The organism is Cupriavidus sp. CER-90, assembly GCF_057652055.1.
The window spans coordinates 1,949,186-1,972,333 of sequence record NZ_JBYGYM010000001.1 but is presented as its reverse complement, the minus strand read 5'-3'; the positions used below and the strand labels follow the sequence as shown (position 1 = coordinate 1,972,333).

The window sequence follows — 23,148 nt, the reverse complement described above, 5'->3', positions numbered from 1 at the left end:
GTTGAAGCTTTCGTTCAAACGCCGCACCGGGCCCGCATGCCGGGCGACGGCTATTGCCGGATCGAAAAGTCGACGCGGTTGGGCGTGCCCTTGTCCTTGATGCCCTCGGCGGTCAGCTTCGGCGCCGTCAGGAACAGCTTCGAATCGGGCACCTTGCCGTCGCGTTCCAGCGACTGCTTGACCGCCAGCGCGCGCTGGTCCGCCAGCGCCCGCAGCTCGGCATCGGTGACGGGGGCGTTTTCCAGCAGCAGTTTTTCCATCTCGGCCGGCGGCAGCGACTTGTTCAGGCCGATGAAATTCTTCGGCTTCTTGAACGACTCGCGCTTGTACACCGCTTCCAGGTACTTTGGATACTCCTGCTTCGACACGGTCACCTTGGCACCCTGGTCCCCGCCCTCGCCTTCCTCGGCCTGCGCGCCAGCCTGGGCCGACCGGCGCAGGTCGCGCTGCTTGGCTTCGGCCACGCGCTGGTCCAGCCAGACGCGGCGCGCGCCATCGGCATCGGTGGCCGGGTCGATACGCCCGCTGATTTCCAGCCGCAGCGACGGGCGGTCGTTCAGCGCCTTGCCCACCGTCTCGATTTTCTTGCGCCCCTCATCGGTCAGCGTCGACGATCCGGGCGCGAACTCGATATAGCCAAGCTCCTCGCCGCTGCCGCCGAACGCCGAGGCGATCAGCGAGAACGGTGACGTGATCGCCTTGGTCAGCAGGTTCACGATCACGCGCATGATCACGCCGCCAATGCTGAACTCGGGGTCCGACAGCGAGCCCGACACCGGCAGGTTGATGTCGATCACGCCATTGCGGTCCTTGAGCAGCGACACGGCCAGCAGCACCGGCAGCTTCACGGCATCGGGGCTGTCCACCTTGTCGCCGAACGTGAGCTGGTCCAGGTACAGGTGGTTCCGCGCGTCCAGCTTGCCGTTCTCGATCTTGTACGCCACATCGACAGTCAGCTTGCCCTTGGTGATGGGGTAGCCGGCGTACTTGGCCGCGTACGGCGTCAGGCGTGTCAGTTCCACGCCGGCCGCCTTGGCCGCGATGTCCAGATACAGCTGCTCGCCCAGCGGATTGAGCTTGCCGCTGATGCTGACCGGCGCGTCGTCGTCGAGCCGGCCGTCGAGCACCAGGTCCGCCGGCGTGGGATCGGCCGACGACACCTTCGACACCGAACCTTTCATGTCGGTCAGGTTGGCCGAGTAGTTCGGCTTGACGAAGAAGTCCGAGAAGTTGATGTTGCCCTTGTTGATCGTCACGCCGCCCAGGCGAATCTGGGGTTTCGGGCCGGCCGCTTGCCTGGCGGGTGCGGCCTGCGGTGCGGGCCTGGCCTCCGGGACCGACGCCGGGCTGGCCTGCGTCAGGCTCGTGGATGGCGCCGCCTCGCCCTTCTCGGCACCGCCGGCCACCACGTCCTGCAGGTTCAGCCGGCCGTTGGCATTGAGAATCACGCGCGCATAGAAGTCGTTCAGCGCCACGTTGCTCACGCCGACCTGCATCGGCCCCTTGGCATCGTCCATGCTGAAGTCGATGCCATTGACCGCCAGCGCACGCCAGCGCAGGAAGTCATCCCCGGAAATGCGATCGACGGTACGCACGTTGCCCGCAAAGGCGTTGCCGCTGAAGCGCACGGCGATCGGCTTGCCGGCCGGCGCGTCGTACGCCACCTTGCCCTTGACCGTCATCGTGCCGCTGCGCAGCGCGGCGTTGAAGCGATCGGCCAGATAAGGCTGCAGCGGCGCCATGTCGAGATCGCGCAGGTCCAGCTGCAATTGCGCGGCGGGCCCGGTCGGCACGACCTGCCCGTCGATGTTCATCACGCCCTTGCGGCCGCTTTCGGCATGCAGCTTCATCGGCAACGCGCCCGGCGACAGCGGCCACGTGATGGTGCCGGTGCTCAGTCCGATATTGCGGAACTGGTGGATCACCGGACGGCCGCGATTGACTTCGGCAGGCGCGTAGTCCGCCAGCCGTGCCTCGCCACCGTCCACGGCCACCTTGCCCACGCGCACCTTCCAGCCCGGTGCCGCCGCACCGCCATTGGCCTGCGGTGCCGGCTTCGCAGCGGCCTTCTGGTCCGCCGCCTTCTGTTCGGCCGATTCGGTGGCCCAGATCTGCGCCGATTCCAGCAACTCGCCGCGACGATCGCGCGTGGCCGCGATGCGCGGCTTCACCAGCGCCACTTGTCCGGCTTCGAACGTCTGTTTGGCCAGGTCGAGCTGGATATCGTCCAGGATCAGCTTGTCGGCATGGATCAGCGGCAGGTTGGCGCCTGCGGTATCCGCCACGCGCGCCGTACGTGCCGCCCGGGCCCCGCGCCGGGCCGGTGCGGCCTTGGCATCGTCATCGCTGTCATTGGCGGCGGCCGATGCGCCCGACGCGGCCGGCACCTTGACCGGATCGCGCGTGGCCACATAGACCGGCGACAGCTCGACACGCGATTTTTGCAGCGTGAACTGGAACACTGGCTGCGTCCACGCCATCGAGTAATGCAGCGCGGCGTTGATGGCCGTTTCGCCCAGCTGGCTGTGCAGCGCGCGCGGCCACCACGCCGAGAAGCCTTGCGGACGCAGGCCCGCCGTTTCCAGCGTACCCGTCAGCGTGCCCTGCTTCAGGCCCAGTTCGCCGGTGTGCTTGACGGTCTGCCCGTTGGCGATCGTGATATTGGCGTCAAGCTTCGCGGGCTTGTCGCCGGTACTGGCGAGATTGGCGATATCGACGTTGACCGGGCCGATGTCGAGCTTGCCGGGGCCCGATGGCGCCAGTTCGTCGACAAACCCCAGTCTGGCTTCCTTGACCGTCACGCGGTCCACGGCATACGACCACGGCACCTCCTCGGCCTTCGGCGGCGCCTGCACCCCGGCGGCCGCAGGCGCGGATGCCGATGCCGCCGATGCCGCTGATGCCGGCGCCGCGGCCTTGGCCGGGGCCTGCGCCGCGGCCTTCGGTGCCGGGGCCGCCGCCGGCAGGAACGCGGTGGCCAGGTTCAGCGTGCCATCCCGGCGACGCAGCGCCTGCAGATCGAATCCCTCCAGTTCGATGCTTTTCACATGCGCCGTGTGCGCCAGCGGCTGCACGCGGTCCAGATCGACGGCCAGACGTCCGGCCTTGACGATCGGCGCCCCGGCGTGCGTCTGCACATCGGCATCGCGTAGCGCGATCGTGCCGGACACATACAGGTCCTGCTTGTCCTTTTCCTGCCGGAAGCCCACCTTCAGCCGGGTATCGACGAGACCGCCCTTGACCTCCGCATCCTTCAGTTTTGGCGCGAATGCCATGTACTTCGCCAACTCCAGACCGTCCAGATTCACATTGAGGTCGGTCTGGTGACTGTCGGAAAACGGTTGCGATGTACCGTCCAGCGCCAGCGGCGTGCCATTGATCTTGGCAAACAAGGACGGCCGCGTATTGATGGCCACATCGTGCGGCAGGTTCGACAGGAACGGCAGGGTCAGCGTGAAGTTCTCCACGCGCTGCACGGTATCGAGCAGCTTGTCGTCATAGACGAAGCTGCTGTTGGACACGGCGATATTGCTGACCGAGAACCGCGCCGGCTTGCTGTCGGCCGGCTTGGGCGGCTGGGCGGCAAAGCGTTCCTGGATGTCGGCAAAGCTCATGCGGCCGTCGGCATTGCGCACCACATGCACGCTGAGCCGGTCCACATGGAGGAAATCGACCACCGGCGCCAGATGCCAGATCGACGCGGCCGCGGTATTGGCCTCGACCTCGCCCAGCGTCAGCATGGGCGTCTTGCCATCGGGCTCGAAAATGGTCAGGTCATTCAGCGTCGCGCCCAGTTCGAATGGCCGCACCTGCGCGCCACCCAGCGTGACCTTGCGGCCCAGCGCCTCGGTCGCGTTCTTTTCTACCAGATATTTGATCAGCGGCGGCCCGCCAACATAGCCGGCCAGTCCGAAAACAGCCAGCGCGGCCACCACGCCGCCCGCGACGCGCACGGCCACGCGCCGGCGCGGCGTTGCCATGGCCGCCCCTGTCGCAGCCTGGATGGAATCCTTGAAAGCCATGTCACCCCAGAATATATGACCCCGCGCATTTCGCGCTTTGTGCCCCGGATTTCACTTGCTTTTGTATTATGGAGACGGATTATGGCAGCGCGACGGCCGATTTAGTATTCAATCTGATCAAAATCGCAGATGAAACACATCGATCTGGTATCTTTATGCCTTTGCGAAGCGTCCCGTCGTGCCCGCCGGCTTACCCGCCGGCCCCGGTTCGCCAAGTTCGTGTCGTCATCCCTCGGCCGTCTTCCTCCACGTCATCCGTGTTGCGCGCTTCGCATGTGAATGTATCCATGCGAGTCTTTTCATGTCCACGTCCAGCAGTACTGCCGGGGAACTGGGCGCGCAAGGCGGCCACGCCGCCCGCCCGCTGACCGGCCAGGACTACAAGACGCTTGCCCTTGCAGCATTGGGCGGCGCGCTTGAGTTCTACGATTTTATTATTTTTGTCTTTTTCGCCAAGGTCATTGGCCAGCTGTTCTTCCCGGCTTCGGTGCCGGACTGGCTGCGCCTGCTGCAGACCTTCGGCATTTTCGCGGCCGGCTACCTGGCGCGCCCGCTGGGCGGCATCATCATGGCGCACTTCGGCGACCTGCTGGGCCGCAAGAAGATGTTTACGCTGTCGATCCTGCTGATGTCGGTGCCGACGCTGCTGATGGGCCTGCTGCCCACCTACGCGACCATCGGCCTGCTGGCCCCGGTGCTGCTGCTGGTGCTGCGCATCCTGCAGGGTGCCGCCGTGGGCGGCGAAGTGCCGGGTGCCTGGGTATTCGTGTCCGAACACGTGCCCAAGCGCCACATCGGCTATGCCTGCGGCACGCTGACGGCGGGCCTGACGGCCGGCATCCTGCTGGGCTCGCTGGTGGCCACCGGCATCAATGCGATCTTCGACCCGCAGGAACTGCTGGCCCACGGCTGGCGCGTGCCGTTCGTGCTGGGCGGCATCTTTGGCGTGGGTTCGATGTACCTGCGCCGCTGGCTGCACGAAACGCCGGTGTTCGCCGAACTGCAGCAGCGCAAGGCGCTGGCCGCCGAAATGCCGCTGAAGGCCGTGGTGCGCGACCATCGCGGCGCCGTGCTGATCTCGGTGCTGCTGACCTGGATGCTGTCGGCCGGCATCGTGGTGGTGATCCTGCTGACGCCCACCTACCTGCAGACGCTGTTCGGCTTCGACGCCCGCACGGCGCTGGTTGCCAACAGTGCGGCCACGCTGTTCCTGTCGATTGGCTGCGTGGTGGCCGGCGTGCTGGCCGACCGCATCGGCGCCCGCCTGACGCTGTCCATCGGCGGCGCGCTGCTGGCGGCGACGGCCTACCTGCTGTACACGACCATTGGCACGCGCCCAGACCTGCTGCTGCCGCTGTACGCGCTGGCCGGCTTCTTCGTCGGCACGATCGGCGCCGTGCCGTATGTGCTGGTGCATGCCTTCCCGGCGCAGGTGCGTTTCTCGGGCCTGTCCTTCTCGTACAACGTCTCGTACGCGATCTTCGGCGGGCTGACGCCGGTCATCGTCTCGCTGATGCTGAAGACCGACAAGCTGGCCCCGGCGCACTACGTGGTCGGTGTCTGCGTCATGGGCATCATCACCGCGCTGTTCGTGCGCAAGCGGGAAGCCTGATCCAGGGCGCATTCACCGGCACGTGCGGACAAAAAAGGGGAAGGCCAGAAGCCTTCCCCTTTTTCCATTCCGCGGCGGCCGCGTCACGCCGGGCGGCGATGCTGCCGGAAGAACTGCCACATCATCCAGCTTGCGTCCGGCCCAACGTCGCTGTGGTACTGCACGCTGGCGTCGCCGCCGCTCCACGCGTGATCGAGGCCAGCCACCTCCACCAGCCGCACGACGTCGCGATTCCACCGGCCAAAGCGGGCTTCCCGATAGTCGCCCGCTTCCAGCGGCGGCGCGTCGTTGGCGCAGTCCAGACGCGCGCCGGTGCGTTCGCTCAGCCCGTTGTAGGTCAGAAACTGGCGGGCCAGCAGGCGGCCATTGATGGGATTCACGGCGTCATCGGTCATGCCATGCACGACGATCGCGGGCATCTCCGGGCCGCCCGGCGTCACGCCGGCGGCATCGAGCAGCAAGGCCGGTTCCAGCTCGGTGCCATGGCGCATTGCCTTCAGGCCCGCGCCCGGATTGCCGGCCGCGCCGATCACGACGCCCGAGTGCAAACCCACCGCCGCGACTTTTTCCGGATAACGCAGCGCCACCACGGCAGCCATGGCCGCCCCGGCGGACAAACCCGCCAGATAAATCTCGCCCGTGCGCACGTCAGGCCGGCTGGACAGTTCGTCGATCAGCATCGCCACGGCCTGCGCCTCGCGACCGCCCACGCCGTCACCCAGGTCGAACCATTGCCAGCAGCGGTGTACGGAGCGGCGCAACGGCTGCTGCGGATAAGCCACCATGAATCCCTCGCGCTCGGCCAGCGCGTTCATGCGCGTGCCGGCAGCCAGGTCTTCGGGCGTCTGTTGGCAGCCGTGCAGCATCACCACCAGCGGCAACGCGCCCTTGGCGCCAGACGGAATATAAAGACGATACGACAGCTGCGGCACCAGCTCGCCCGGCAGCGGTTCCAGGCCCAGCTTGTGGGATTGCCACGATCCGGGCAGTTCGGCTGGCGCGGGCTCACCCGCGGGGTGTCGCAGCCGCCGTGCAGCCGGCTGCGCCGGATCAAGGCGCCCCAGCCAGGAACGAATTTGCTTCGCGGCCTGGGAATGCGGGCGACCGAATTGTCGCCACTGTGCATCCCAGGTCGGAGACAGGCTTTTGGCCATATGAAGACTCCTGCTCATCTAGGAACGGGTCTCCTCCTCTATTTGTGCGACGCAGCATAACACAGCCGACGTGACGAACTGCCGTCATTGTCTGCAAGATGCAACATGAATTTTGGAAACAAAGATTTCCTTGTGACGCGCCGTTCTGCCCCGAACGGGGGAGTACTTTCGAAAAAACTTACGTCATGGCGACGAAAGAATGCAGAACGATGGGAAATCCATGCCATTTACGGCCATTTATACTGAAACGCATAAACACCCCATGGACCGATCGGCGCGACGATGTCCTTCGAACATCCCGGCGCAAGCGCCCCATCCTGCACAATTTGTCCGTTCCGCCAGGCATGTCGCCATGCCTGCGGCGATAGCGCATTGCGGGCGCCTGTGCCGCTTGCGCCCGGTCGGGTGCGCTTACGGGCCGGCGACGTGCTTTATGCGCAGGGCCGGCCCACGCTGGCGGTCTTCCCCCTGCGCACGGGCGGACTGAAGCAGGTCTACGAATCCCGTCTGGGATGGCGGCAGGTCAGCGGCTTTTTTCAGTGCGGCGATGTATGCGGCCTGGAGCCGAACGAATCCGCCGCCCATGGGGCCAGCGCCGTTGCGCTCCAGGACACCGAGTGCTGCACCATCCCCATCGAGACTTTGCACGAGAGCCTTGCCGATCCGGCATTGCGCGCCGCCATTCTGGCCAACCTGCGGCGGCAGGCCGGGCGTCAAGCCGAACTGATGGTCGCCATTGGGTCGATGAAGGCGTCGCAACGGCTGGCCATGCTGCTGCTCGACCTGGCCGCCGAACAGGCGCGTCGCGGCATTTCCGACGGCGGATTGACGCTGGCGATGACGCGTAACGACATCGCCAGCTACCTTGGCCTGACTCTGGAAACGGTGTCCCGGCTGCTATCGCGCTTCCGGTCGGTGGGACTGATCACGGTACGGCACCGCATGCTGCGGATCGTCGATCCGGACGGACTGGCAGACGTCTACGCGGACCCCGACCGCGTGGCGCTGCGGGGCCCGGGCGACTGAAGATCCCCTACTCCTTTGCCACCGGCTTCCACCCTTGCGGCGCGAACGTCCGGATGGCCGCAGCGCGCGACGCCGTCGCCTTGCCCAGGTCGCGCTCGTAGAAACGGCGCTCGCTGTCCAGCATGAACGAATGCACGCCGGAATCGCCATAGCGCGCCGGCCATGCGATGAACGCGAATTTTGCGTCGCTGCCCTTCGGCGGCGCAATGACGCGGTAGCGATAGCCGAAGAACGCCTCGTCGGGCGGCGTCTCCGGGCCCATGGCCAGGGCATCCGGCCCCAGCGGACTATCGTTTTCCTTCGATGCCGACGGCCAGTACAGGCCATTGGTCTTGCCCGGCGTGCTGACCAGTTGCCCGGCGAATGCGCCCTTGCCCACCTGCTCGGCATAGCGTTGCTGGGCATCGGCCAGCTGCAGCAGCGTGTCCATGGCCACGATCTCGTTGCGGCCGATCCGGCGAACCCTGACCTCGCGCTCGCCTGCCGTCAGGTCGAACTGCCATCCGGCCTTGCGTTTCACGATCGGCACCGGAAACGTCCAGCCGCTGCTGCCCACTTCCACGCTGGCGGTATTCTCGCCGTCCTTGCGGACGGCATGGTGATTGGCCCAGGCGCCAAGAAAATCGTAGATGTCCTGCTGGTCCAGATGCGGCGGCACGATCCGGCGATACTGCGCGCCCAGCACGCGCTTGAGCGCGTCGGTGTCGCTGCGTGCCACGCCATCGCCCAGCGCGTCCATGGCCGCCTCGGGCGACGGGAATACCTGCTGCGCCAACGCCACGGCCGGCGCAGATATCGACGCGCCGACCAGCACGGCCATGGCCAGCGCGCGCAACGACTTCCAACCGCGTGCGTTTCCGCGAGTTCCCTGGTTGTGCTTCATCGTTATCTCCGACCGTGACCGAAATGACCGCCGCCAGCACCGCCTCCGCCGCCGAAATGGCCGCCGCCTCCGCCGCCACCCTGGAATCCGCCGTGGTCCGGCATGGTCCGCTGGCCACCGAAGCTCTGCAGTCCTGTGCCGCCACGCTCGGCCTGCTGGCGCATGCGGTCGCCATTGCCGGCATCGTGGAAGGCGTTGGCATGATTGGTGTCGCGAGCCCGGTTGCGCGCGTCCATCTGATCGGCGTGCTGGCGATCTGCGCCGGCCGGGCGAGGATTCTGCCCGCCGCCCGGGCGATTGACGCCGGGCGAGCCGTGTCCCGCAATCGACTGGCCGGTCCGTCCCTGGAACGACTGTGCGGCGCGGTCGCGCGCGGCGTCACGCTGGCTTTGGGCGCCGCCGGCCTGTCCTGGCCGCTGCGGGTTCTGGACGCCGCCACCGCCCTGCCCCAGCCGCTGACCACCGGCTTGTCCCGGCGGGGGTCGATTGGCCAGGGCCTGCTGGCGCTGCGCATCGAAACGGTTGGCGACGTTGGGGTTGTTGTACGGCACGTTGCCGCGGTTGGCCGGGTTGTGCTGCCAGTTCACGTTGGCGCGGTTGACGTCGAGCCGCTGGTTCACGTTGATATTGTTGTAGCGGTTGACGTTGATGTTGACGTCATGCGCGCCCCAGTTGAATCCGCCCCACATCGAATTCACCGCCGCCACACCCAGCCCGAAGCCGATGCCGGCCACCAGCGACGTCGCGAACACGGAGCCCGGCGGCGGCGGATAGTAGGCGGGCGGATAGGCGGGATAGGGCCACGTGCCATAGACCACGGTGGGGTTGTAGGCGGGCACATACACGACCTGCGGATTGGCCGGCTCGATCTGGACGATCGTTGTACTGCCACTTTGCTGCGTCACCACCTTCTGCTGCTCGGTGGTCTTCAGCGTGCCGGCCTTCTGCGCCTGCACGCGCAGCCGCTGCACCGAATCCATGACGTCGTCGGGCTGCGCCAGGAACGCATCGCCCACCGACTGCACCCATTGCGGCTGGCGCCCCATCATGTCCATGACCGACGGGAAGGCCACCAGCGACTGCACGCTAGGGTCCCATGGCTCATTGGCCACGGCCTTGGTGGCGGCATCGCCCGACAGGCTCGCATTCGATTTCGACCACTGCGCGGCAGCCGCCACGTCGGCGGGATAGGTCGAAGCCATCAGCACCTGCGACAGCAGCGCATCGGGATAAAGCGCCACGGGCGCCAGCAACTGGTCAAGATGAGGCTTGTCCAGCTTGGCCTGGGCCAACGCACTGCCGGCCGTGGCGAGCAGGGTCAGCCCAAGCAGCCAGGCCACGATTCGTCGCACGCGCAACATGATCACTCCCTCAATGACGAAAAAGGACCGCTACACCTGCCTGCCAATGCTGGCCCAGGCCCGTTGCCCCAACTGACTGGCTGACTGATTGGCTTACTTGCGGGCCTGCGCGCACTCCTGCCGGTAGGCTTCTTCCAGGCGCTTGCGTTCCGGCGCGCGTTCGAGCGTGGAATAGCTGCGCCCATCGGCGGTGGTGACATTCGACTGGCCCTGCGACCACTGCGGCCCGGCGGGCAATGCATTGATCTTGTCGAGCAGCTGGCGGCAATGCTCCCGCTGCGATGTGCCTGACGCGCCGCCCGGATCATCTACCGTGGACGTGGCGGGATCGAGCATGCGCGGGGGCGGCGGGGCGATCATCGGCGTGGACGGATCCGTCGATGGCGCCTGCCCGTAGGCAACGAATGGGACCACGCATACGGCTGCAGCCATGGCTGCCAAAACCTTTCTCACCAGAAAAACTCCAGAATTCATTGGCAACACGGCGGTTGCCTTGCGACGGCTTCCGGCAGGCAGGATGGTCGGGCACGATGTCATGCATCCGTCTTGCCGTGGCTCCGCCTGCCGGTTCGGTTGCGCAGCAGCTCAAGTTGCAGCAGCGCATCCGCAAGCATACTCTTCAGGCGCACATTTTCTTCCTCGAGCTGACGCACGCGCCGCGTGTCGGCGCCGTCGCCATGCCGTGTCGGACCATACCTGGCACGCCAGCCGTAGAACGAGGCATCGCTGAAACCATAGCGCGCGCACAGTTCCCGCACGGGCACGCCGTTCGCGGCCTCGGCGAGGTACATGCGGATCTGCTCCTCCGAATAGCGTCTGTTCACCGATGCCTCCGCTCGTGGCTCCCCCCGCGCGGCGGGCGCAACGGCCTGCCGTTCATGCCGGTAAGGTAGCCCAGCCCTTGCGCAAAAGGAATTCAGTGTCTTCGCCGCACGAGTTAAGCAAATTGAATGAGAGCATCGGCATGGTCAACGACGCTGGCGGCGGCAATCCCTTGCGGACTCCTTCCTATGGCGCACGCATTGCCAGCGCAACCAAATTTTGTTTTTCCATCTTGGAATATTCCGATTCCGAATTCATGCCAGAACATCGGGTTGAAACACTTTTCTGGCACACCGTGCAATCGCCTCGGGGTCAATGCCGCACAGGGTGCATCGCCCTGCGACGTACGTGCCATGCGGGTTTTCGCTTTGTATGGATGTGCGAACAAAGGGGCCTTTGCCAGTCAGATGACAAACATGACATCACACGCCGTTCTAGTAGTTTCCAAAATGTTGTATTAAGATTTCTTCGCATCAACTAAATTTCAAACGCCTGCAGGGCACGCCTCCCCGGCGCACGCAGACAGGCGTCCGGCAGCCCCTTCACCGCCATGGTGATGATGGCGATTGCCGGGTCCGGGCCTGAAGAAGAGGAGCCACTGCCGTACCGCACATGCCTTCGATGCTCTGTCGAAGAAGCGCGGCAATCGTGGATATACCCGCGTGCAAAGACGCGGGTTGCATTGCCCGGGCGCACATGTTTTTCGTTCCCGCCCCCCGTAGTTTCATGCTGTACAGGTCGCAGGCGTTGCGTGATGGCAGGACCGGCAACGGCAGGTCTCGCAGTCACGAAGTTGCAACGCTTCGCCACAACAAGAAAAACAGAAGTTCGGATCGGGAGAAGTCAGTATGCGGCACGTCAGTACCAAGCTATTGCATGTGTTCGTCCTGCTCATGGAGTACCGCGACCTCGGCGCGGTGGCGGCTTGCACACAGGGACGCATTCCAACCGTGGCCTACAGCCTGGCCCGCCTGCGAGAAATCACCGGCGATGCGCTGTTCGTCAAGCGCAATGGCACGCTGGAGCCTACGCCCCACGCGCTGCGGCTCGAACAGACGGCCCGGCAAATCCTTGCGCGCTGGAACCATCTGGTCCAGCCGCAGGACCATTCAGCCCATGCCACCGGCAACCGCCGGCGCATTTCGATCGGGTTCTCATCGTCGATCGGCGATCCGGTCATCACGGAAATCCTCACCACGCTGTGCGAACGCTTTCCACATGACAGCTTCGTCACGCGGCCTGTCATTGCCGATGCGTCGCTGGGCGACAGCCTCGACGCCGGCCATCTCGATTGCGCGTTCGTGGTGGATGGCGCCAACGTGCCCGACAGCGTGCTGCCGCATAGCATCCTGGCCACGCCGCGGCGCCTGGTGAGCGCCGCGCGTGGGGGCACGAACGACGAAGCGGAGACCGACTGGATCCTGCTGCAGGAGGACTGCGAAAGCGGCAGCCCGTTGCATGCCTTCCTGGCGCGGCGCGCCAATACGCCAGGCCATCGCGAGACCGTGGTGCCGTCATGGCATACGCAGATCACGCTGCTGCATTCCGCCGGCGGCATCTGCCCGGTCCTGGATTTCAACGTGCCGCTGGTCACCCGCGACCGCAAGACCCGGCTGCTGGCACCGCCTGCCGCGTTTCCGGCCTGGGCGGCGCTGCATTTCTGGACGCCGCAGCGGGCACAGGACCCGGCCGCGCTGCGCGACATCATGGACGTGGGCGCGTCGATCCTGCGCGACCCGCTCAAGGCCATCGACGGGCGCCGCCACGCACAGCACCGCACCCCGGCGCTGGCGGCGATCGCCTGAAACTGGCGAACTGGCGAGCGCCGGCCCAAACACGGCCCAAACACGGCCCAAACACGGCCCCGACCCGCTGACACGGCCCCGCGATGGCGACATCGCGGGGCCGTCTGCATATCCCCTGCGCAATCGCAGGAGTCTTTCGTGCATTTTGCGAATCCTCTTACTCCCATCCGCGCCTGCGGGCATTAACCTCGCCGGGCATCGCAGTGTTGCGGGCTGTCTCCCATGCAGTCCGCCACACGCGTGCACGCAGTCGATGCGTGTTGGCGCCGCACGCCACTCCCGCGTGCGGCGCATTTTTTGACGCCAGCGCGAAGCCGACGCTGAAGAGCCATGTGAACAGGACAGGAGTCGATGGATGACGTTGAGGATTTTGCTGGCCGACGACCACCCCGTCATTACGGCGGCGATCCGGGCCAGGTTGCAGACGCAGACCGGCTGGGAGGTCTGCGGGGAAGTGATCAGTGCCACCGACCTGCTGCAGCAGGCCGACAACTTGCGGCCCGATGTCGTGGTCACCGACTATCACATGCCCGGGCCGGCCGAGCTCGATGGCGTACGCCTGATCACGGCCTTGCGCCGCCGCTACCCGGCCATGTCGGTCGTGGTGCTGACGATGATCACGAATCCGCTGGTGCTGCGCACGATACTCGATGTCCGCGTGCAGGGCCTGCTGCTCAAGGACAGCCAGCTTTCCGAAATCGTGACGGCGATTGCCCGTGCCCAGCGCGGCTTCACCTATATCGGCAAGTCGGCGCTACGGGCGTTGGCGCCGACCGAAGTGCGCCCCATGATGCCGATCGGGCGCGAAGGCATGCAGCGGCTGTCGGCGCGCGAAACGGAAGTGCTGCGCCTGTACCTGACCGGTCGCTCGGTGACCGAGATTGCCGCCACGCTGTGCCGCAGCGTCAAGACCATCAGCCGGCAGAAGAACTGCGCCATGCACAAGCTCGGGGTCACCAACGACCGCGAGCTGTTCGAATGCGCGGCCCTGCAGGGCATGGTGCTGCCACAAGGCGGATGACCATGGACGCCGCTCGCTATAATCGGCCACGCCAACCGGCCCCTCCGAAGCCATCACCGTGCGGGGGCCGGCCCGCCGCCTCCGCTACGTTCATGTTGCCGACATCGCCACCGCCTTCGCTACTTCCCGACGCGCCCCCTGCCCGCGCGGTGCCCGCCTTGATGATCGCCGCGCCGGCGTCAGGCCAGGGCAAGACCACCGTCACCGCGGCGCTGGCGCGGCTGCACGCACGCCAGGGCCGCCGCGTGCGGGTCTTCAAGACGGGGCCCGACTTCCTGGACCCGACGCTGCTGGCCGCGGCAAGTGGCGCGCCAGTGCAGTCGATCGATCTCTGGATGACGGGCGAAGCCGATGCCAGGGCGCGCCTGGCCGACGCCGCGGCCGACGCAGACCTGATCCTGGTGGAAGGCGTGATGGGCCTGCACGACGGCACGCCGAGCAGCGCCGATGTGGCACGCCTGTTCGGCCTGCCGGTGCTGGCGGTGATCCAGGCCGGCGCGATGGCCCAGACGTTCGGTGCGCTGGCTTACGGGCTGGCGCACTACGGCGAGCCGTTCCGGGCGATGCATGTGCTGGCCAATGGCGTTGCCACGGCCCGTCATGCCGAGATGCTGCGCGAAAGCGTGCCGCCGGGCATTGCGTGGGCCGGCGCGCTGGCCCGCGACGCATCGGCCAGCCTGCCCGAGCGGCATCTTGGACTGTTCAGCGCCGACGAACTGCCGGACCTGATGACGCGGCTCGACAGGCTGGCCGATGCACTGGCCGCCCTGCCGCTGTCGCACCTGCCCGCGCCCGTGGCGTTTGCGCCGGCCCACACTGCGGCGCCGCCACGGCTGCTGGCGGGCAAGCGCATCGCCATTGCGCGTGACGACGCCTTCCGCTTCATCTATCCGGCCAACCTCGATACGCTGACGGCGCTGGGCGCGCATGTCGCATGGTTTTCGCCGCTGCGCGACCACGCCCTGCCACCTTGCGACGCCGTGTGGCTACCGGGTGGATACCCCGAGCTGCACGGCGCCACACTGGCAGCCAACTCGGCGATGCGCGATGCACTGCGCGACGCGCATGCGCGCGGCGTGCCGATACTGGCGGAGTGCGGCGGAATGATGGCGTTGTTCGAGCGCCTCGTCGACAAGGACGGTGTGAGCCATGCCATGGCCGGTCTGCTGCCGGGAACGGTGACGATGCAGCGCAGGCTGGCCGCGATTGGCCACCAGGCGGTCACACTACCCGGCACCGGCGAAGTGCTGCGCGGCCATACGTTCCACTATTCGAGCGCAGCAACGCCGCTGACGCCAGCAGTCAGGGCCGTGTCGCCACGCGATGGCGGCACGGGGGAAGCGGTCTATCAGGCCGGCAGCCTCACCGCGTCGTACGTCCATTTCTATTTTCCGTCGAATCCCGCCGCGATTGCGGCGGTGCTGGGCGCATGCTGACGGAAGCGCGATAGCGGGCGGCCTGTCAGGCGGCGTCGCGTTCGGTGCGTGCCACGGCGTCGGCGATGCCGGCTTCCAGCTGGGCCAGCCCCTTCGACAGGTTGTGCATCGTCGTTTCCGACACGCCCGTCAGTACGTCCTGCAGGAATGCCGACCGGCGCGGCATGGCCTGGTCAACGATGTCGCGGCCCAACTGGGTGAGCGTGACGTTGGTCATGCGGTTGTCGCGCTCGCTGGTGGAACGCTCGATCCAGCCCAGTTCCTGGAGCGCCTTGAGTTGGCGCGTGAGGGCGCCCGGGTCCATGCCCACGCGGTCAGCCAGCGGCTTTTGCGCAATCGGGCCTTCGTGCCCGTACAGGGCAAACAGAATGCGCCAGCGCGGCAACGGATGCCCGATGCGCTGTTCGAACGCGGCGGCGTATGCGCGGTAAGTGCGTCCGAACTGTTGCAGCACGGCCAGGCTTTGTCGCTCCAGTTCCAAAATCGAGTCTCCAGTTGGCAGATATCAGTCCGCGGCCATCGCGGGCTCATGCACCCGCGCCAGCCTGATCGGCGGTACGCGGCGCACCCGCCATATGCCGATCAGCGCCGCGACGGCCGCCAGCAACAGGCCAAGATGGATGGCGCTTACCAGCGACACCCGCGCCTGCTCCAGCAGCAGGGCTCCATTGTGCCCTGCCTTTTGCAGATGGGTCAGCAATTCCGCCTGGGCGGCCTTGTCGATCAGGATCTGGGGATCAGTCAGCCGGGAGGCCCAGTCCGATGCATTGGCCGCTGCCAGCGACGCCGTCACCCCTGTGGTGTAGCTGCGCGTCACCAGCGTCCCCACCAGCGCCGTGCCCACCATGCCGCCCACCATGCGCAGCGACTGCAACATGGCGGTGGCAATGCCCAGGTGCGCGCGTCCGGCCGTCTGTTGTGCGAATACGGTCAGGTTAGGCAGGACGAAGCCCAGCCCCAAGCCGGCGCACAGCATGATGGCCAGCAACACATTGTGATGCATGCTGCGCGTCGCCTGCGACAAACCGAGCAGCGCCAGCGCCAGCATGGCGAACCCTGCATACAGCATGCTGTTGGGCTGCGGAATGCGCGTAATGATACGGCCATTGACGATGCTGCCGACGGTAATGCAGACCACCAGCGGCGTGACCAGCAGGCCGGCCTCCTTCGGCGAATAGCCAAATCCGCCCTGGAACAGCAGCGGCGCGTACAGCAGCAGCGCGAACATCGCAAAACCGCCCAGGACGCCCAGCAGGAACAGCGGCGCCAGCGCCGGATTGCGGAACATGTCGAGCGGCAGGATCGGCGCCTCGCACCGGCGCGACCATTGCCACAGCGCGACGAACGACGCGCAGGACAGCACCATCAGACCGATGGTCACGATGTCGAAGCCGCGCTCCGGCAACCATTCCACCGACAGCTGCAGGCTGCCCAGCCCGGCCGCAATCAGCAGCGCCCCCAGCCAGTCGATGCGAATCGGCCCCTCATGCCGCGACTGGCGTAGATGGGGCAGGTAGCGCCAGGCGATCACCAGCCCCAGCAGACCCACCGGCACATTGATATAGAACACCGCGCGCCAGCCATACCATTCGGTCAGCAGCCCGCCCAGCGACGGGCCGAGCGCGTTGGCCAGCCCGAATGCCGTGCTCAGGATGACCTGCCAGCGCAGACGCACATGCGAATCGGGAAACAGGTCGGGAACACAGGCGAACGCCGTGCCGACCAGCATGCCGCCGCCAATCCCCTGCAGCGCACGCGCCGCCACCAGGTACGGCATGCTCGAAGCCATGCCGCATAACACCGAAGCCACCAGAAAGACGACGATCGACGCCAGCACAAACGGCTTGCGCCCGTAGTAATCTCCGAGCCGGCCGAAGATCGGCACCGTGACCACGGACGTGAGCAGATATGCCGTGGCCACCCACGCGTAGTACTCGAACCCCTGCAGCTCGGCCACCACGGTCGGCAGCGCCGTGGACACCACGGTCTGGTCCAGTGCGACCAGCATCACGACAAAGGCAATGCCGAGCATCGCCAGCAGCGACTCGCGAAATGGCAAGACCTGCCCTTGGCTGCCCGACTGTGCCTTGCCCTGCATGTGCCCCGAATCCGATGCCATATCTATTGCCCGATCAATAATTGTGCGATCAATGATCTTCAGATTATAGGGGCGGCAATTTGTTCCGGCAGAAGATTTTTGGCGTTCCTACGATGGGTTTCAGGATCGGTGCGATGATGGGTATCAGCACATTCATTGACGCCGGGCCACGGGTGCATCACAGGAGACATTCGATGCACCGGGCCCCTGACACATTCGTCCAGCTCCGGAGAGATTGCATGAAGTCAGTCACATTGATTGGCGCGCCCACCGATGTCGGCGCCAGCATTCGCGGCGCTTCGATGGGCCCGGACGCGCTACGCGTGGCCGACATCGCCAGTGCGCTGGCCCGCAACGGGCTGCAGGTCCGCGACCTGGGCAACCTGAGCGGGCCGGGCAACCCGTGGCAGGCGCCAGTCGACGGCATGCGGCATCTGCAGAGGTGCTGACCTGGAACGAGCAGGTTTTCGAGACCGCCTATGCGACGCTGGCGGCCGGCCACATGCCGCTGCTGATGGGGGGCGATCATTGCCTGGCCATCGGGTCGGTCAGCGCAGCCGCCCGCCACTGCCGCGAGCAGGGCAAGCGCCTGATGGTGCTCTGGCTCGACGCCCACGCCGATGCCAATACCGGCAGCACCAGCCCTACCGGCAACATTCACGGCATGCCGGTGGCCTGCCTTTGCGGCGACGGGCCGGCACCGCTGACTGCGCTCAGCGGCGTCACCCCGGCTGTGACGGCGCGGCAGATCCGCCAGATCGGCATCCGCAGCGTCGATGCCGAAGAGAAGATGCGGCTGCGCGAACTGGGCCTGACGGTCTATGACATGCGCTATATCGACGAGAACGGCATGCGCCTGACCATGGAGCACGCCCTGGCGGGCATCGACGGCAATACGCACCTGCACGTCAGCTTCGATGTCGATTTCCTGGACAGCCAGATCGCGCCTGGCGTGGGCACGCCCGTGCGCGGCGGCCCGACTTACCGCGAAGCCCACCTTGCCCTGGAGATGATCGAGGATACCGGCGCGCTCGGCTCGCTGGACGTGCTCGAACTGAATCCTGCGCGCGACGTGCACAACCAGACGGCCGAACTGGTGGTGGAGCTGCTCGAAAGCCTGTTCGGCAAATCGACGTTGTAGGCGGCTACGGCGCCACGCCTGCCGCTGGCGGCGCATGGCACCGGCACGCATCGTCGGCCAAAAAAAAAGGAGGCAGCCTGAAGCTGCCTCCTTCATTGCCTGCGGACCATGCCGCAGTGCCGGTCAGGACGCCGACTTGCTGCCGTTCGACGTGCTGCCCGTGGTGGTGCCGGCGTCGGGCGCCGGTGCGCCGGTGGCCTCGTTCAGGCCGCCGCCCAGCGCCTTGTAGAGGTTGACCTCGCTGGTCAGCTGGTTCAGGCGGGCCTCGATAAGCGCCTGGCGCGCCGTGAACAGCTGGCGCTGCGCATCGAGCACGGTCAGGTAGCTGTCCACGCCGGTACGGTAGCGCCCTTCCGCCAGCCGGTAGTAGTCCGAACTGGCCTCTACCAGCCGGGTCTGTGCCGCCACCTGATCGGTGAACGTGCCGCGCGCGGCCAGGCCATCGGACACCTCGCGGAACGCGGACTGCACGGTGCGCTCGTACGTGGCGACGTTGATGTCCTTCTGGATCTTCGCGTAATCCAGGCTGGCGCGCAGGCTGCCGGCCGTGAAGATCGGCAGCGTGATCTGTGGCGAGAACAGCCACGTGCCCGATCCCGCATCGAACAGGCCGGACAGCTGGCGGCTGGCCGTGCCGCCCGAGGCGGTCAGCGTGATACGCGGGAAGAACGCCGCGCGCGCCGCGCCGATATCGGCGTTGGCCGATTTCAGGCGGTGCTCGGCCGACAGGATGTCGGGGCGGAACTGCAGCAGGTCCGACGGCATGCCGGCTGGCACTTCTGCCACGAGCTTCTGGTCCAGCGTCAGGCCGGCTGGCAGGTCGGCCGGGATGCCGGCGCCCAGCAGCAGCGTGAGCGCGTTGACATCCTGCGCCACCAGGCGCGTATAGCGCGACAGCTGCGCCCGCGCGTTCTCGACCTGCGTCTGCGACTGGCGCAGGTCCAGCCGCGATGCAATGCCTTCCTCGAAGCTGCGCCGCGTGAGGTTGTACGTGCGCTCGTACGCACCGAGCGTGTCACGCGTGACCTGCAGGTTCGCTTCGTCGGCCAATTGCGTCAGATAGGCATTGGCCACGCTGGCCACCAGCGCGATCTGCGTGCTGCGGCGCGCTTCCTCGCTGGCGAAATACTGCTCCAGCGCCGCTTCGCTGAGACTGCGCAGGCGCCCGAACAGGTCGAGCTCCCATGCCGTGGTACCCAGCGACACGCCGTACTGGCTGCTGATCACACTCCGGCCGGTAGAGGAAAGATCCGCCGGCACGCGCTGGCGGGTGCCCTGGCCGGTCGCCCCCACCTCGGGAAACAGGTCGGCACGCTGGATGCGGTACTGCGCGCGATAGGCGTCGACGTTAAGCGCCGCCACGCGCAGGTCGCGGTTGTTGTCCAGCGCGACCTGGATCAGCCGGTGCAGGCGCGGATCGGCAAAGTAATCGCGCCAGCCAAGCTCCGCCGCGGCGGCCACCTGCGCATCGCCGGCAGAAGCGGCGTAAGCGTCTCCTTGCGGATACGCGGCATCGACCGGCGCGGCCGGGCGTTCATACGACGGGATCAGGCTGCAGCCGGCAAGGGCCGCCGCTGCGGCCAGGCAAAGTAGCGTCTTTCTCATGCTTGGGCTCCCGTTTCCTGGGAGGACGGTCCGGACTTGCGGCGCCGCTCCTTGATCGACGTCACCACGACGAAGAACAGCGGCACCCAGAAGATGGCGAGCACGGTGGCGGTGATCATGCCGCCGATCACGCCAGTACCGATGGCGTGCTGGCTGCCCGCGCCGGCGCCTTGCGACACCGCCAGCGGGAACACGCCAAGCATGAACGCCAGCGAGGTCATGATGATCGGACGCAGACGCATGCGGCAGGCCTCGACCGCCGCCTCGATCACGCCCTTGCCCTGGTCATGCAGATCCTTGGCGAATTCGACGATCAGGATCGCGTTCTTGGCCGACAGGCCCACCGTGGTGAGCAGGCCCACCTGGAAGAACACGTCGTTCGACAGGCCGCGTGCCAGCGTCGCCAGCAGCGCGCCGATCACGCCCAGCGGCACCACCAGCATCACCGAGAACGGAATCGCCCAGCTTTCATACAAGGCCGCCAGACACAGGAACACCACCAGCAGCGACAGCGCGTAGAGCGCCGGCGCCTGCGCACCCGACAGGCGCTCTTCGTACGACAGGCCGGTCCACGAATACGCGATACCCTGCGGCATCTGCTTCATGATTTCCTCGACAGCGGCCATGGCCTCGCCCGAACTCTTGCCGGCAGCCGGCTCGCCCAGGATTTCCACGGCCGGTACGCCGTTGTAGCGTTGCAGCTTCGGCGAGCCATACCCCCACTTGCCGGTGGCAAACGCGGAGAACGGCACCATGTCGCCCTTGTCGTTGCGCACGAACCACTTGTTCAGGTCCTCGGGGTTCATCCGCGCGTTGGGACGGCCCTGCAGGTACACGCGCTTGACGCGGCCACGGTCGATGAAGTCGTTCACGTAGCTGGAACCCCACGCGATCGACACCGTGCTGTTGATGTCGCTCAGCGAGATGCCCAGCGCGCGCGCGCGTTCGTCATCGATCTCGAGCACGTACTGCGGCTCGTCGTTCAGGCCGTTCGGCCGCACGCGTTGCAGCGCGGGGTTCTTGGCGGCCAGCGCCAGGAACTTGTTGCGTGCTTCCATCAGCGCCTCGTGGCCCAGGCCGGCCTGGTCCTGCATGTAGAAGTCGAAGCCAGTGGCGTTGCCAAGCTCCTGCACCGCGGGCGGCGCAAAGGCAAAGGCCAACGAGTCGCGGAACGTGCCGAACTTGGCTTGCGCACGCTTGGCCAGGTCGAACACGCTCGTGGCATCGCCTTCCCGATCCTTGAACGGCTTGAGCAGGATGAACGCGAGACCCGAGCTCTGGCCACGACCGGCAAAGTTGAAGCCGTTGACCGTGAACAGCGATTCCACGATCTTGCCTTCGTCATTGAGCAGGTAGTTGCGCATCTGGTCCAGCACGGCCTGGGTCCGCTCGGCCGACGAACCCGGCGGCGTCTGCACCTGGGCATACAGCACGCCCTGGTCTTCTTCCGGCAGGAACGACGTCGGGATCCGCGTGAACAGGAAGGCCATGACCAGCAGGATCAGCACGTAGACCAGCAGGAACGGGGCGCGGCGCTTGAGGATGCCCACCACGCCACGCTCGTACTTCTGCGTGGACCGGATGAAACCGCGGTTGAACCAGCCGAAGAAGCCGGCCTTGTGCTCGCCGTGGTCGCCCTTTTCGATCGGCTTGAGCATCGTCGCGCACAGCGCCGGCGTCAGGATCAGCGCCACCAGCACAGACAGCACCATCGCGGAGACGATCGTGATCGAGAACTGGCGATAGATCACGCCGGTGGAGCCGCCAAAGAACGCCATCGGCAGGAACACGGCGGACAGCACCAGCGCGATACCCACCAGGGCGCCCTGGATCTGGCCCATCGATTTCCGGGCGGCCTCCTTCGGCCCCAGCCCCTCCTCGGACATCACCCGCTCGACGTTTTCCACCACCACGATGGCATCGTCCACCAGCAGGCCGATCGCCAGCACCATCCCGAACATGGTCAGGGTGTTGATCGAATAGCCAAAGGCGGCCAGCACGCCGAACGTGCCCAGCAGCACCACCGGCACCGCGATCGTCGGGATCAGCGTGGCGCGGAAGTTCTGCAGGAACAGGTACATCACCAGGAACACCAGCACAATGGCTTCGAGCAGCGTCTTGACCACTTCCTGGATGGAGTCGGCGATCACCGGCGTCGTGTCATACGGGAACACCGCCTTGATGCCCGGCGGGAACGACGGCTCCAGCTGGTTCAGCGTGTTGTGGATGTTCTTGACCGTTTCGAGCGCGTTGGCACCCGATGCCAGACGAATGGCGATACCGGAAGCGGGCCTGCCGTTGTACTGCGCGTTGATCGAGTAATCCTGGCCACCCAGCCCGACTTCGGCCACGTCGCGCAGGCGCACCTGCGAGCCATCGGGGTTCACCTTCAGCAGGATGTCGCCGAACTGCTCGGCGGTCTGCAGACGGGTCTTGCCGATCACCGTGGCGTTGAGCTGCTGCCCGCGCACCGCCGGCAGGCCGCCCAGCTGGCCCGATGCCACCTGGACGTTCTGCGCCTTGATGGCGTTGCTGACATCGAGCGGCGCCAGCTGGAAGCTGTTGAGCTTGGCCGGGTCGAGCCAGATCCGCATGGCGTACTGCGAACCGAACACCTGGAAGTCACCCACGCCCGAAGTCCGCGAGATCGGGTCCTGCAGGTTCGAGACGATGTAGTTCGACAGGTCTTCCCGCGTGGTCGCCGGATCGGTCGAGATCAGGCCGACGATGATCAGGAAGTTACGCACCGACTTGGTCACGCGGATGCCCTGCTGCTGCACTTCCTGCGGCAACAAAGGTTGGGCCAGGGCCAGCTTGTTCTGGACCTGCACCTGCGCGATATCGGGGTTGGTGCCCTGCTCGAACGTCGCCGTGATGGTCATGCTGCCGTCGGAGTTCGACTCCGACGAGATGTAGCGCAACCGGTCCAGGCCGTTCAGCTGCTGCTCGATCACCTGCACCACCGTGTCCTGCACGGTCTGTGCCGATGCGCCCGGATAGTTCACCGAGATGGCGATGGTGGGCGGCGCGATGGCGGGGTATTGCGTGACCGGCAGCGAGCGTATCGACAGCACGCCCGCCAGCATGATCACGAGCGCGATCACCCACGCAAAGATCGGCCGCTCGATAAAGAAATTAGACATGGCAAATCCTTAATGCGTC

15 protein-coding genes and 1 pseudogene are annotated in these 23,148 nt (G+C 66.2%); 6 read left to right on the top strand and 10 right to left on the bottom strand.

What is annotated here, in order from left to right:
• Positions 1 to 50: 50 nt before the first annotated feature.
• Positions 51 to 4,022, bottom strand: coding sequence for a DUF748 domain-containing protein (locus AC24R4_RS08740; protein WP_487522750.1), 3,972 nt, complete (start codon positions 4,020 to 4,022; stop codon positions 51 to 53).
• Between the two features lie 301 nt (positions 4,023 to 4,323).
• Here AC24R4_RS08740 and AC24R4_RS08735 point away from each other — a divergent pair, with 301 nt between their 5' ends.
• Positions 4,324 to 5,634: an MFS transporter gene (locus AC24R4_RS08735; protein ID WP_400395891.1), complete on the top strand. Its 1,311-nt coding sequence runs from the start codon at positions 4,324 to 4,326 to the stop codon at positions 5,632 to 5,634.
• Positions 5,635 to 5,717: 83 nt separating this feature from the next.
• Here AC24R4_RS08735 and AC24R4_RS08730 read toward each other — a convergent pair whose 3' ends face one another.
• Complete coding sequence (locus AC24R4_RS08730) at positions 5,718 to 6,788, bottom strand: extracellular catalytic domain type 1 short-chain-length polyhydroxyalkanoate depolymerase (protein ID WP_487522749.1); 1,071 nt, start codon at positions 6,786 to 6,788, stop codon at positions 5,718 to 5,720.
• 282 nt (positions 6,789 to 7,070) lie between these two features.
• On the opposite strand from AC24R4_RS08730, the gene AC24R4_RS08725 reads away from it, so the two are divergent.
• Positions 7,071 to 7,814 (top strand): Crp/Fnr family transcriptional regulator, encoded by a 744-nt coding sequence (locus tag AC24R4_RS08725; RefSeq protein ID WP_487522748.1) that lies wholly within the window; start codon positions 7,071 to 7,073, stop codon positions 7,812 to 7,814.
• A 7-nt stretch (positions 7,815 to 7,821) separates the two neighbouring features.
• Here the strand turns inward: AC24R4_RS08725 and AC24R4_RS08720 are convergent, their stop codons facing one another.
• From AC24R4_RS08720 to AC24R4_RS08705, 4 genes are all read right to left on the bottom strand, one after another.
• Positions 7,822 to 8,697, bottom strand: coding sequence for a DUF2950 domain-containing protein (locus AC24R4_RS08720; protein ID WP_487522747.1), 876 nt, complete (start codon positions 8,695 to 8,697; stop codon positions 7,822 to 7,824).
• Between the two features lie 2 nt (positions 8,698 to 8,699).
• Positions 8,700 to 10,058 (bottom strand): DUF3300 domain-containing protein, encoded by a 1,359-nt coding sequence (locus AC24R4_RS08715; RefSeq protein ID WP_487522746.1) that lies wholly within the window; start codon positions 10,056 to 10,058, stop codon positions 8,700 to 8,702.
• Positions 10,059 to 10,151: 93 nt separating this feature from the next.
• Positions 10,152 to 10,490, bottom strand: coding sequence for a hypothetical protein (locus AC24R4_RS08710; protein ID WP_153949185.1), 339 nt, complete (start codon positions 10,488 to 10,490; stop codon positions 10,152 to 10,154).
• 101 nt (positions 10,491 to 10,591) lie between these two features.
• Positions 10,592 to 10,882: a transposase gene (locus tag AC24R4_RS08705; protein WP_194946572.1), complete on the bottom strand. Its 291-nt coding sequence runs from the start codon at positions 10,880 to 10,882 to the stop codon at positions 10,592 to 10,594.
• 846 nt (positions 10,883 to 11,728) lie between these two features.
• Here AC24R4_RS08705 and AC24R4_RS08700 point away from each other — a divergent pair.
• The 3 genes from AC24R4_RS08700 to AC24R4_RS08690 all read left to right on the top strand — a co-directional run bounded on the left by AC24R4_RS08700 (position 11,729) and on the right by AC24R4_RS08690 (position 15,142).
• Entirely contained in the window at positions 11,729 to 12,685 is a 957-nt protein-coding gene (locus tag AC24R4_RS08700; RefSeq protein ID WP_153949183.1) for a LysR family transcriptional regulator, read from the top strand.
• 355 nt (positions 12,686 to 13,040) lie between these two features.
• Positions 13,041 to 13,706, top strand: a complete 666-nt coding sequence (locus AC24R4_RS08695) for a response regulator (RefSeq protein ID WP_400396546.1) — start codon at positions 13,041 to 13,043, stop codon at positions 13,704 to 13,706.
• A gap of 92 nt (positions 13,707 to 13,798) precedes the next feature.
• Complete coding sequence (locus tag AC24R4_RS08690; protein ID WP_487522745.1) at positions 13,799 to 15,142, top strand: cobyrinic acid a,c-diamide synthase CobB; 1,344 nt, start codon at positions 13,799 to 13,801, stop codon at positions 15,140 to 15,142.
• A gap of 25 nt (positions 15,143 to 15,167) precedes the next feature.
• Here AC24R4_RS08690 and AC24R4_RS08685 read toward each other — a convergent pair whose 3' ends face one another.
• The gene (locus AC24R4_RS08685; protein ID WP_092602590.1) at positions 15,168 to 15,623 is read right to left on the bottom strand and encodes a MarR family winged helix-turn-helix transcriptional regulator; all 456 of its coding nucleotides are present in this window, start codon (positions 15,621 to 15,623) and stop codon (positions 15,168 to 15,170) included.
• Positions 15,624 to 15,647: 24 nt separating this feature from the next.
• Complete coding sequence (locus AC24R4_RS08680; protein WP_487522744.1) at positions 15,648 to 17,240, bottom strand: MFS transporter; 1,593 nt, start codon at positions 17,238 to 17,240, stop codon at positions 15,648 to 15,650.
• 239 nt (positions 17,241 to 17,479) lie between these two features.
• Between AC24R4_RS08680 and rocF the strand changes: the two are divergent.
• Positions 17,480 to 18,381, top strand: a pseudogene (gene rocF, locus AC24R4_RS08675) (arginase).
• Positions 18,382 to 18,504: 123 nt separating this feature from the next.
• Here rocF and adeC read toward each other — a convergent pair.
• Together adeC and AC24R4_RS08665 are read right to left on the bottom strand one after the other, a co-directional pair.
• Positions 18,505 to 19,986, bottom strand: coding sequence for an AdeC/AdeK/OprM family multidrug efflux complex outer membrane factor (adeC, locus tag AC24R4_RS08670; RefSeq protein ID WP_400394427.1), 1,482 nt, complete (start codon positions 19,984 to 19,986; stop codon positions 18,505 to 18,507).
• The gene (locus tag AC24R4_RS08665) at positions 19,983 to 23,129 is read right to left on the bottom strand and encodes an efflux RND transporter permease subunit (RefSeq protein ID WP_400394429.1); all 3,147 of its coding nucleotides are present in this window, start codon (positions 23,127 to 23,129) and stop codon (positions 19,983 to 19,985) included. The genes adeC and AC24R4_RS08665 overlap by 4 nt, the downstream gene beginning before the upstream one ends.
• Between the last annotated feature and the right edge of the window lie 19 nt (positions 23,130 to 23,148).